This is a genomic window from Stutzerimonas stutzeri SDM-LAC, assembly GCF_000235745.1.
GTDB classification, from domain to species: domain Bacteria; phylum Pseudomonadota; class Gammaproteobacteria; order Pseudomonadales; family Pseudomonadaceae; genus Stutzerimonas; species Stutzerimonas stutzeri_H.
Map to the genome: position 1 here is coordinate 1 of NZ_AGSX01000160.1, position 11,845 is coordinate 11,845.

Sequence of the window (11,845 nt, forward strand, 5' to 3'; positions counted from 1 at the left end):
GTGCACTCAGGAGGATTCGAACCTCCGACCGCTCGGTTCGTAGCCGAGTACTCTATCCAGCTGAGCTATGAGTGCACTGAGGGTGCGCATTATAAGTTTGTGAATCCGCTGGTCAAGTCTTTTTAGTTCAATGATTTACCATCAAACCGCACTGCAGACCAACTCACAACCAAACTATGCAAAATGGCGGAGAGGGGGGGATTCGAACCCCCGACACCCTTTTGAGATGTACTCCCTTAGCAGGGGAGCGCCTTCGGCCACTCGGCCACCTCTCCGCAACACGGGGCGCATGATACCCATCTTCGCCCCGCTTGCAAAGCCAAAAATCACATAAATATTAATGGCTTGGTTCTTGATCTTTTTCTTTCTGGATCCGTTGATAAATCTCCTCGCGATGCACCGCCACCTCTTTGGGTGCATTCACTCCAATGCGCACTTGATTTCCTTTGACACCCAGCACAGTGACAGTCACATCGTCACCCACCATCAGGGTCTCTCCGACCCGGCGAGTCAGAATCAGCATTCCTTTCTCCTTAAAACGGATTCAATTCGGTAAACAGTCTGCAAAGATAAAGACGGATAATGTTCCGTGAAACATCGACCTAGAGCCTTTCACCAGCTATTGACCAGTAACAACGACTCTAAAGTTCCTTTTGCCCCGACGAAATCGACGGAAGGCTCGAATCGGTCGCAATTAGCGCGTCACTCTCCCTTGCCAGCGGGAGCATCCAGTTCGAAAGCAGTGTGCAATGCCCGCACCGCCAACTCGAGGTATTTTTCCTCGATCACGACCGAGACCTTGATTTCAGAAGTAGAGATCATCTGTATGTTGATGTTCTCCTTCGCCAGCGCTTCGAACATACGACTGGCAACGCCTGCATGTGAACGCATGCCTACGCCAACGATCGATACTTTGGCGATATCGGTATCACCAATGACTTCGCGGGCGCCCATGTCGCGGGCAATACCTTCGAGCACCTGCAATGCATTGTGGTAGTCGTTGCGGTGAACGGTGAAGGTGAAATCCGTGGTGTTATCGTGCGCGACGTTCTGCACGATCATGTCTACCTCGACATTCGCCGCGCTGATCGGGCCGAGAATCTTGAACGCCACCCCGGGGGTATCCGGCACGCCACGAATAGTCAGCTTGGCTTCGTCACGGTTGAAGGCGATGCCAGAAATAATGGGCTGTTCCATGGATTCCTCTTCATCAAGGGTAATGAGGGTTCCTGGACCCTCTTGAAAACTATGCAGTACACGCAACGGTACGCTGTACTTGCCGGCAAACTCCACAGCGCGGATCTGCAACACCTTGGAGCCGAGACTCGCCATTTCGAGCATCTCTTCGAAGGTGATCTTGTCCAGGCGCTGCGCCCTGGCAACAACCCGCGGGTCAGTCGTGTAAACCCCATCGACGTCGGTGTATATCTGACACTCGTCAGCCTTCAGCGCAGCGGCCAGTGCTACCCCGGTGGTATCTGAGCCACCACGACCAAGAGTGGTGATGTTGCCGCTTTCGTCTACACCCTGGAAACCGGCGACGACAACCACCCGCCCTGCCTTGAGCTCCTTCTGGATATGCTGCGCGTCGATCTGGAGGATGCGCGCCTTGGTATGGGCGCTGTCGGTCAGAATGCGGACCTGACCGCCCGTATAGGACACGGCTGGCACACCAATCTTGATCAGCGCCATCGCCAACAGAGCAATAGTCACTTGCTCGCCCGTCGACACCATCACGTCCAGCTCGCGGGCTACGGGTTGTTCACTGATCTGCTTGGCCAGATCTATGAGGCGATTGGTTTCCCCGCTCATGGCCGAGACCACCACGACAATATCGTCGCCGTTTTCGCGGAACTTCTTGACCTTCGCTGCTACCTGCTCGATGCGCTCGACGGAGCCCACCGAGGTACCTCCAAACTTCTGTACGATCAAAGCCATCTCATCGCCGCCTAAGCCCGTGAAGGGCGCTTGTTAATCAATCCAGCATCACAAAGTGCCCGCGAACATCGGCCTGACCGTGTTCGGATTCGACATAGGCACCGAACCCGTTGCGGCCAAGCGAACCTGGCACTCCTGCTTAAATGCCCTGCCCGACGAACGCCTCGGCGATGGCTAATGCTTCGTCCAGTCGACTCACATCGCTCCCGCCGCCTTGCGCCATATCCGGGCGACCGCCGCCTTTGCCGCCGACAACCGCAGCAGCCTGCTTCATCAATTCGCCGGCCTTCAAACGACCGGTCAGATCCTGCGTAACACCCGCAACCAGCACGATTTTTTCGTCCTGCACGCCACCAAGCAGAATGACGCCACTGCCGAGTTTGTTTTTCAACTGATCCACCAAAGCCAGCAGCGCCTTGCCATCCAAACCATCCACGCGCGCGGCCAAGGTTTTCACACCTTTCACTTCGACGGCGGTACTGGCCAGATCATTGCCGGTCGCACTGGCCGCTTTGGCCTTGAGCTGCTCGACTTCTCGTTCCAGCTGGCGGTTGCGTTCCAGCATCGCGCCCAGCTTGTCCAACACGTTGTCACGGCTAGCTTTGACCAGCGAAGCGGCTTCTTTCAACTGCTCCTCAGCACTGTTCAGATAGGCCAGCGCCTGCTCGCCGGTGACCGCCTCGATGCGACGAACGCCTGCCGCTACACCGCCTTCACTGACGATTTTGAACAGACCGATGTCTCCGGTACGTTTGACATGAGTTCCGCCGCACAGCTCGACGGAGAAACCGCCCCCCATGGTCAAGACGCGCACCTGATCGCCGTACTTTTCGCCGAACAGCGCCATGGCGCCTTTGCCCTTGGCAGTTTCGATGTCGGTTTCCTCGATCTCGACAACCGTGTTGCCTCGGATTTCAGCGTTGACCTTGTCTTCAAGCGCCTTCAGTTGCTCAGGCTTGATCGCCTCGAAATGGCTGAAGTCAAAGCGCAACCGTTGACTGTCGACCAACGAGCCTTTCTGGCTGACATGTTCACCGAGAATCTGCCGCAACGCCGCGTGCAGGAGGTGAGTCGCCGAGTGGTTCAGCGCAGTGGATTGACGCACCGACGCATCCACCGTTGCTTCGACGGTCGCACCCACCTGCAGGTCGCCACTGTCAAGAACCCCGTGATGCAGGAACGCACCACCGGCTTTGCTGGTATCACGCACATCGAAGCGCAGGCCACCCGTTGAGAGGTATCCGCAATCGCCGATCTGACCGCCTGACTCGGCGTAAAACGGCGTTTCGTCGAGCACGACCACACCCTCTTCGCCCGCCGACAGGCTCTGCACGGCCATGCCTTCCTTGAACAGCGCCAACACCTTGCCACTGCCAGATGTCCCAAGATAGCCAGTGAAGCAGGTCTCACCCTCGACCTTGACCAGGCTGTTGTAGTCCATGCCAAACGCACTGGCCGAGCGCGCCCGCTCACGCTGCGCCTGCATCTCGCGCTCGAAGCCTTCTTCGTCGAGGGTCAGCTCACGCTCACGCGCGATATCACCGGTCAGGTCGACCGGAAATCCGTAAGTGTCATACAGCTTGAAGATCACTTCGCCAGGAATCACGGAACCCTGGAGGTCAGCCAGATCTTGCTCAAGAATTTTCAGCCCCTGCTCGAGCGTCTTGGCGAACTGTTCTTCTTCGGTCCTGAGCACACGCTCGATATGTGCCTGCTGGGTTTTCAGTTCGGAAAACGCATCGCCCATCTCGGCCACCAACGCGGCGACAATCTTATGAAAGAAGCTGCCCTTGGCGCCGAGCTTATTGCCATGCCGGCAGGCACGACGAACGATACGGCGAAGCACGTAGCCGCGACCTTCATTGGACGGTGTCACGCCATCGGCAATCAGGAAGCCACAGGAACGAATGTGGTCCGCCACAACCTTGAGCGAAGCCTGACCCTCATTGTTGCAGCCTACAGCTTGAGCAGCGGCGTTCAGCAGGCTCTGGAAAAGATCGATCTCGTAGTTCGAGTTGACGTGCTGCAGCACAGCGCTAATACGCTCCAGCCCCATGCCGGTATCGACACTCGGAGCCGGCAACGGGTGCATCACGCCATCGGCGGTGCGATTGAACTGCATGAACACGTTGTTCCAGATCTCGATGTAACGGTCGCCATCTTCTTCCGGGGAACCCGGTGGCCCGCCCCAGATGTGATCGCCGTGGTCGAAGAAAATCTCGGTACAGGGCCCACAGGGGCCGGTGTCACCCATTGCCCAGAAGTTGTCAGAGGCGTACGGCGCACCCTTGTTGTCACCGATCCGAACCATGCGCTCGGGCGGTACGCCTACGTCCTTCGTCCAAATGTCATAGGCTTCGTCATCGCTGGCGTAGACAGTAACCCAGAGCTTTTCTTTCGGCAGGTTCAGCCACTTATCGGAGGTCAGAAATTCCCAGGCGTAGGTGATCGCATCGCGCTTGAAGTAATCGCCAAAACTGAAGTTGCCGAGCATTTCGAAAAAGGTATGGTGCCGCGCGGTGTAGCCGACGTTCTCCAGGTCGTTGTGTTTACCGCCGGCACGTACGCACTTCTGGCTGGTAGTGGCGCGCGTGTAGGCACGCTTTTCCAGACCGAGAAAGCAGTCCTTGAACTGATTCATGCCGGCATTGGTGAACAACAGGGTCGGATCGTTCGCCGGAATCAGCGAACTGGAGGCCACGCGAGTGTGGCCCTTCTCTTCGAAGAAGCGGAGGAAGGCTTCACGGATTTCTGCGCTTTTCATAGATCTCTTCCAGAGGACTGCGGCCGAACGGCTGCAAAACGACACGGCGAGGCGGCACCGGGAGCCGGTTCACAGCTACCAATCAGATAGCCGGCAAAGGGCCGCATTATATCGGCCCTGTGCCGCGCGCATAGAGGATAAATAAGATTGAATCAAGCTATTCGACAGCGATTCGAACCTATGCCTTGAGGAAAGCGGAGAAGCTTTCCAGAATCGGCTCGACATGCTCGGGCAACACGTCCAGATGCGTCACCAACCGCAACCGAGGCGCGGCAGTGAGGGCGACTCCACGCTCGGCGCAGAACGCTTTGAGCGACGCTGCACGATCACCCATATCAACGTAGACCATATTGGTTTGAACGGGCTCGACGCGATAACCCAGCGTCTCCAGGCCCCTGGCGATGTCGTGCGCCCGCTGGTGATCGTCAGCAAGGCGCTGCACCTGGTGATCAAGCGCATAGAGGCCCGCCGCTGCCAACACGCCCGACTGGCGCATGCCACCGCCGACCATTTTGCGCAGCCGCCTGGCCTTAGCGATTAAGGGTTGGCTACCGCAAAGCACCGAACCGACCGGCGCCCCGAGCCCCTTGGACAAACACACCGACACCGAGTCGAAGTGGCGGCCGATGTCTTCCGCCGCGCAACCCAGCTTGACCACCGCGTTGAACAAGCGAGCACCGTCCAGATGAAGCGCCAGCCCGCGCTCCTGCGTGAACCTTCTGGCCTCGGCCAGATAGGCGAGCGGAAGGACCTTGCCGTGCATGGTGTTTTCCAGCGCCAGCAAACGTGTACGGGCGAAATGGAAGTCATCCGGCTTGATTGCCGACGCGACGCGTGCCAGGTCCAACGAACCATCCGGCTCCATCTCGATCGGCTGCGGCTGGATCGAACCCAGCACCGCGGCGCCTCCCGCCTCGTATTTGTAGGTGTGGGCCAACTGCCCGGCGATGTATTCATCGCCACGCTCACAGTGCGCCATCAGCGCCAATAGGTTGCTCATGGTTCCGCTGGGGACGAACAATCCAGCCTCTAATCCCAGCAGCGCTGCCAGCCTTTGTTCCAGCCGCTGGACCGTCGGGTCCTCACCATAGACATCATCGCCCGTGGCGGCAGTCGCCATGGCTTCTCGCATTCCGGGCGTCGGCTGGGTCACAGTGTCACTGCGAAGATCGATCAGGTTCATGAAACGCCTTGCTCAAATAGAGTTCATTCCAGAAGCACGAATAGCGCTGCGCAGCGAAAGACTAGCGCAGCAGCCGAGTATCCAGAACTTCCGAGCCGCCACCCAGCATGGTTTCGGTGATGTTGATGAAATCGTCAGTGGTCACACGATCCAGACGCATAAGACCGCGCGCAACATCATCAAGCGAATGGCGCCCCTTGCTGCGCTGACGAATCTCCCGGTCGAGCTCCTGCAATAGCAGCACAGCCCTGGCGGTGATCGGGCCATTGGATCGTTCGGTTCGCAAGCTGTCGACCTTGCGACTCCACTTGGTCAGGTGCTCTCGAACTGCCTGGTAGCGATCCTCACTCATCCCACCGGCTCGGCGCATCAGCTCGATCGCGTAGTACTCCGCAAGGCCCTCGCTGATCCAGTCACTGCGATCAGCGTCGGAGATTCGGCTGAATACATGAACCAGCTCATGCACGAGCGAACTGGTGCCATTCTCACTGACCAACGGCCGGTCGGCATGCATGAACAGTGAGTTAGGGCCAGACAAACCGCCCCGCCACATCGGATCGCCAGCCCCGACGACCAGGAGTTTTTCTGGGTCCCGCGGGAAGACATTCTGCATTTCAGGCCAGACGAAGGTCAGCAGGGTGAGGATATCCATCCTGCGCAGCCCCTCGCCCACCGGACCTGACACCGAGACGTCGGTCTCACCGAGCCGAGCCCGGCGGCTACCTAACTTACCGGCGAGAATCCAACCGGTCGGGCGATCGAATAGTCGCTCGGGATTGTCGATGCGAAAGCGATTCTTGCCGATACGCGGCCAGCCAGTTTCGACGCTCTTCCAATCACCAGGCAGCTCGAACTGCAAGCGAGAAACCAGTCTGACGCCATCTTGCTGGTCCAAGCGTCCGGCAGGTACCAGATCGTCTCCGCGCAGCAATGTCCACTCATCTGTCATCCGCGCATCGAAGCGGCCATTCTTTCGCTGATGGCTGACCTTAACCTGATAACGCAACCGTGCTTTGCCAGGGCCAGGCCGCCAGACACCGCGCCCACCTGCTTCCTCCCAGCTGCTCTCGCCATCGGTCTGGAAATTGCCGTAGGCCTCGTCACTGCCGAGATTCAGATCGAGGGACCTAACGGCGCTGCCATCCTCAAGGAGGAGCTCCACTTCTGCCGCATCCTGTTCGGGAACAAACTTGACGGTGAAGTCCAGATCGACCCGTTTGGCCGCTTGAAGTGGCATAACGAATGAGAGCAACAGAACGGCAAGCAGCGGTAACTGACGGCGGGACATCGAGCGGCTCCAGATTGGGTTCAGTGCTATGACGACGCGGGTTGAAGTAGATTCAACCCGCCCGGAATATCAGATGATCTTCCCAGTCTTCGTCAGCCACGGAACCCTCGGCGATCATACGGCCCGACTGGGAAATTCGCTCGGCATGTACGGCATCCGGATCGCCACACACCAGATGATGCCAAAGCGGAAGATCCTTGCCTTCAGCTACGAGGCGATAACCACAGGTTGGCGGCAACCATTTGAATTGCGCCGCGTCTTTGGCTGTCAGCTGGACACAGTCAGGAACACTGGCGCGGCGATTGGGATAGTCGGTGCACCGACAGCTTTTCAGATCAAGCAACTTGCAGGCGATACGGGTGTAGTAAACGCTGCCATCCTCTTCATCCTCGAGCTTTTGCAGGCAGCACAAGCCACAGCCGTCGCATAGCGACTCCCACTCGGCCGAGTCAAGCTCAGCAAGGGACTTGCGTATCCAGAAGGGTTCGACTTTTGCTGCCATGGAGAGCCATCTCGGGAAACGTGCGAGTCTAGCCGTCGGCAGGCGACCGGCCAATAGCGGATGACCCTCCAGGGGACCAACGATATGCGGGGCTGAGCTTTGGCCGTTGCGTCCAGTCCGGCCAGGACGGATCAAAAATCCACGGGCGAATGCTCATGAGGCATCTCCCACTTGGTTAATGCCGCCTGAGAATAAGCCCGTCCCTGGTCGTACTCCTTGTCGCTCGCCGCGATACTTAAGGTTTATACCGGGTCGTTTCTGCGCAAAAGCTCTTCGGGCAGGTGCTCGATATAGTCTTCCTCCGGCGGCGGCATCTGCAGGTGGTAGCCCTGCTTTTCCAGATTCTCGAGCACCGTCGCGATGTCCTCCTGCGCCAACGTACGCTCAGGCGTAAGGACAATATCGAAGGCAAGCTGCGGCGGGCCGAAGGCAGCGAGCAAGGCTTCCGGTACCCGGGCGAGCGCTTCGCTGCGCTCGACGTACAGGTACATTCCGCTCTTGCGCGGGCTTCTATAAATAGAGCAGATGCGTTTCATGATTTATCTTCCAGCACGTCGAGAAGGGCTTGCCCCATCTGTTCGCGGCGCCAACCGCGCAGCGACTCAGGCAGTTCATAAGGACCGTCGGGGTATCCGGATTTCAACAAGGCTTCCAGCACCTTCTTGCGTAGCATCAGTTCGGGCGCGATATCCAGCGCCTCGGCTTCTCGCTGTCCAACGGCACGCAACTTCTTCAGCAGCGCCGACGCGTCGAGTGGCAATGGCTCCGGTAAAGATTCCGGCCAGTCCTGCTCGGGGGCGGCAGCGGCAGTACGGATCAGTTCGAGCAACGTCTCGCCGTCCTGGCGCACCGTGCGCGGATGCATATCGTCGATACGCGCCAGACCTACCAGATCGGTCGGCTGAGTGCGCGCCAGCGGCCACAGGCTGTGCTCACGCAATACGCGATTACGGGGCTGGTTACGTGCTCGCGCCTGCCGCTCACGCCAGGCCGTCAGGACGCGCAACACCGCAAGCTGACGTGGTTTGAGGCGCCAGGCCTGCTTGATCTCACGGTAGGCTTCATCAGGATCGGTTTCACGCTGAAGATTAGCGACCAACTCGGCGCCGTCCTCCATCACCCAGGCACGTTTCTCGCCGGATAGCTTCGGCAGCAGCGCCTCGTACAGCTCGGCAAGATGCTGTGCATCCTCGGCGGCATAGCGCACCTGCATCTCGCTCAAGGGTCGCTGGAGCCAATCGGAACGGGTCTCGCCTTTGGGAAGCTCGATGTTCAGCACGCTCTGCACCAACCGCGAATAGCCCATTGAGAATCCGATGTTCAGATAACCTGCGGCAAGTTGCGTGTCGAACAACGGCATCGGCAGACTACCGGTAAGTCGCCAGAGGACCTCCAGATCCTCGCTGCATGCATGCAGAACTTTCACGACCGACTGGTCCGTCAGCAGACCCGCAAAAGCAGTCCAATCGGTAATCAGCAATGGGTCGATCAGGTAGGCGCAACGTCCATCGCCCACCTGCAGCAGCGCGGCGATCGGGTAAAACGTATCGACCCGCATGAACTCCGTGTCCACCGCTACATAAGGCAGCTGGCGCCACTCGGCACAAAGGCGGGTCAGTTGCGCATCATCCAGCACCCATTGAGTTTCGATGGCCACTAGGCCCTCCTTGTTGTTCGGTGTTACGACCGACGAGCGGGCGAAAAGGCACGCAGTATATATCGCGCCCCGTATTCGCAGCGCTTTGATCGGCCATGCCGACCTGCGTGATAACGTTCTCGCAAAACCCGCACGGAGACCTGCCATGCCGCTTGCTCAACTGATCGACAACGCTGAACTGACTGCACGACTTTCAAAGCCGAACCTGTGCATTTTCGATTGCCGGTTCGCCCTTGATGATCCTGATCACGGCAGACGTAGCTATGAGCAGGCGCATATCCCCGGGGCGCGCTTTCTCGATCTGGAAAAGGACCTGTCAGGCTCGGTTATTCGCGGCCAGACCGGTCGACATCCGTTGCCACAGCCGGAGCAATTGATCGCACGCCTTCGAGCTGCAGGCCTTAACAATGACAGCGAAGTCGTACTCTACGACGACGGCCCCGGCGCCTTCGCCGCGCGGGCATGGTGGCTGTTGGCATGGCTGGGCAAACGCAGCGGTGTCTATATGCTGGATGGTGGGTTCAAAGCCTGGCGTGAAACCGGCGGGCTGGTAACCGACGAATCGGCAGACGTTCCGCCCGGTCACTTCGACGGCACACCCGACGACGACCTGCTGATCTCTGCACAACAACTGACGGAACGCCTTGGGCAACCAGGCCTTATACTAATCGACGCTCGTGCCCTGCCCCGTTTTCTCGGCGAACAAGAACCCATCGATCCCGTAGCCGGTCATATTCCCGGAGCTCGCTGTGTACCGTTCTCCGAGAACCTTGACGCCACCGGGCACTTTCTCTCCGCCGATCAGCTCCGCTCACGATTCGACCAATTATTGTCCGATCAGCCAACAGATACCCTTGTGGCGTACTGTGGATCTGGCGTAACGGCCTGCCATAACCTGTTTTCTCTCTGCTTGGCCGGCTATCCACTGGCCAAACTGTACGCAGGGTCATGGAGCGAGTGGATTACTGATCCCGCACGACCTATGGCGTGATCGAAACAGTTAAAAATGACCGAATGGTCAATTTAAGCCCAGCGGGTTTTATCTACAGTTCGGACTTTTATCGGCGCCGATCGTCGCGCTTTACGAAAAATTGCACTCTTTCGTTTGCGACGCGTCAGAGAAGCTTGATAGGGTCCGAGCCGCTTTTTCCTCTGGAGTACAACAATGAAAAAAACATGGTTGAAGACTGCGATCGCAGTAGCCGTAGGTGCCCTTTCCACTCAGGCCATGGCTGCCGGCTTCGCCCTTAACGAACAAAGCATCAGCGGCATGGGCACCTCGTTCGCTGGTCGCTCTTCTTCTGCCGATGACGCCACTACTCTGTTCGGCAACCCTGCCGGGATGTCACGCCTAAAGCGCGAGCAAGTCAGCTTCGGAATGGCGGCGATCAATGCCAAGACAGATATCAATGACGCTTCGGGGTCGTTCGCCAACGGGTTAGCCGGACGCGCCGGCCAGACGTCAGGCACCAACGAAGGCGACATGGTCCCGGTAACGGCGGTCCCGATGGGTTATTACGTCAAACCAATCGATGATAAATGGGCTTTGGGCGTGGGCGTCTATGTCCCCTTCGGTCTGGTCACCGATTACGAAAGCGGTTTCCAGGGCCGTTATTTCGGTGACTACAGCGAAGTGCGGGTCATCACGGTACAGCCAACTGTGAGCTATCGCTTCAACGAAAAATTGTCAGTTGGTTTTGGCCCGACGATCAACCGGATCGATGGACAGCTGGAAAGCGCGGTTCCGGGCATTGCTGGCGCAACTGACAGCCGCGTCAAGATCAAGGGGGATGATACCGCTCTAGGCTTCAACGTCGGCGCGCTCTATGAGTTCTCTCCGAACACCCGTGCCGGCATCACTTACCATTCGAGCGTCGACTACAAGCTGGAAGGCGATACTCAAATTTCAGGTAATGATCCGGTACTTGGTAGCGCAATACCCGGGCTAAGTGTCAATGCCTATGGCAAATACGACGCCTCGCTCGACCTTGAAACACCCGAGTCGGTGGACGTTTCGGTCACCCACGAGCTGAACACTGACTGGACGCTCTATGCCGGCGCGATGTGGACCCGCTGGAGCCGCCTGGAACAGATATCGGTGAAGAACCAAGGATTGAACCCTGCCGCAGCGGCGCAGTTCGGTACGATAACGGAGCCCCAGGATTGGCATGACACCTGGTCCTACGCGCTTGGTGCAGCCTACAAGCTGAACAAGCAATGGACCCTGCGCACCGGTCTAGCCTTCGACCAGAGCCCGACTAATAACACCCACCGTTCGCCGCGCATTCCAACCGGGGACCGTACCGCTGTGAGCTTCGGTCTGGCCTGGAACCCGAACGATGACGTAACGGTTGATCTCGCCTACTCCTATCTCTGGGAAGAGGATACGACCATCAACCAGGACAAGTCATACGCCGGCGGCGCGGTGCAACAAAGCTACAACGCCACCTACGAAAACAGCGCTCACGGTTTCGGCGCTGCTATGACCTACCGCTTCTGATACACCCCGCCCC

At 58.3% G+C, this 11,845-nt stretch carries 10 protein-coding genes and 2 tRNA genes; 2 read left to right on the forward strand and 10 right to left on the reverse strand.

Features of this window, described 5'->3' with window-relative positions:
- Position 1: 1 nt before the first annotated feature.
- The 10 genes from PSTU_RS0115945 to rnd form a co-directional block, all read right to left on the reverse strand.
- Positions 2 to 75, reverse strand: a tRNA-Arg gene (locus PSTU_RS0115945).
- 109 nt (positions 76 to 184) lie between these two features.
- Positions 185 to 275: transfer RNA gene (locus PSTU_RS0115950), tRNA-Ser, on the reverse strand.
- A gap of 62 nt (positions 276 to 337) precedes the next feature.
- A complete protein-coding gene (gene csrA, locus PSTU_RS0115955) occupies positions 338 to 523 on the reverse strand; it encodes a carbon storage regulator CsrA (protein WP_003283978.1) in 186 nt (61 codons plus the stop codon).
- 179 nt (positions 524 to 702) lie between these two features.
- Complete coding sequence (locus PSTU_RS0115960) at positions 703 to 1,938, reverse strand: aspartate kinase (RefSeq protein WP_019342019.1); 1,236 nt, start codon at positions 1,936 to 1,938, stop codon at positions 703 to 705.
- 139 nt (positions 1,939 to 2,077) lie between these two features.
- Positions 2,078 to 4,702 (reverse strand): alanine--tRNA ligase, encoded by a 2,625-nt coding sequence (alaS, locus tag PSTU_RS0115965; RefSeq protein WP_019342020.1) that lies wholly within the window; start codon positions 4,700 to 4,702, stop codon positions 2,078 to 2,080.
- Between the two features lie 178 nt (positions 4,703 to 4,880).
- The gene (gene ltaE, locus PSTU_RS0115970; protein ID WP_019342021.1) at positions 4,881 to 5,885 is read right to left on the reverse strand and encodes a low-specificity L-threonine aldolase; all 1,005 of its coding nucleotides are present in this window, start codon (positions 5,883 to 5,885) and stop codon (positions 4,881 to 4,883) included.
- 61 nt (positions 5,886 to 5,946) lie between these two features.
- Positions 5,947 to 7,173 (reverse strand): hypothetical protein, encoded by a 1,227-nt coding sequence (locus tag PSTU_RS0115975; protein WP_019342022.1) that lies wholly within the window; start codon positions 7,171 to 7,173, stop codon positions 5,947 to 5,949.
- 52 nt (positions 7,174 to 7,225) lie between these two features.
- Entirely contained in the window at positions 7,226 to 7,675 is a 450-nt protein-coding gene (locus PSTU_RS0115980; protein ID WP_019342023.1) for a YcgN family cysteine cluster protein, read from the reverse strand.
- A gap of 242 nt (positions 7,676 to 7,917) precedes the next feature.
- A complete protein-coding gene (locus tag PSTU_RS0115985; RefSeq protein WP_019342024.1) occupies positions 7,918 to 8,211 on the reverse strand; it encodes a YcgL domain-containing protein in 294 nt (97 codons plus the stop codon).
- Positions 8,208 to 9,332 (reverse strand): ribonuclease D, encoded by a 1,125-nt coding sequence (gene rnd, locus PSTU_RS0115990; protein ID WP_019342025.1) that lies wholly within the window; start codon positions 9,330 to 9,332, stop codon positions 8,208 to 8,210. The genes PSTU_RS0115985 and rnd overlap by 4 nt, the downstream gene beginning before the upstream one ends.
- Before the next feature lie 145 nt (positions 9,333 to 9,477).
- On the opposite strand from rnd, the gene PSTU_RS0115995 reads away from it, so the two are divergent.
- Positions 9,478 to 10,323 carry a sulfurtransferase gene (locus PSTU_RS0115995; protein ID WP_019342026.1) on the forward strand — a complete coding sequence of 282 codons (846 nt, stop codon included), beginning with the start codon at positions 9,478 to 9,480 and terminating at the stop codon, positions 10,321 to 10,323.
- Between the two features lie 174 nt (positions 10,324 to 10,497).
- Positions 10,498 to 11,832: an OmpP1/FadL family transporter gene (locus PSTU_RS0116000; protein WP_019342027.1), complete on the forward strand. Its 1,335-nt coding sequence runs from the start codon at positions 10,498 to 10,500 to the stop codon at positions 11,830 to 11,832.
- Positions 11,833 to 11,845: the final 13 nt, after the last annotated feature.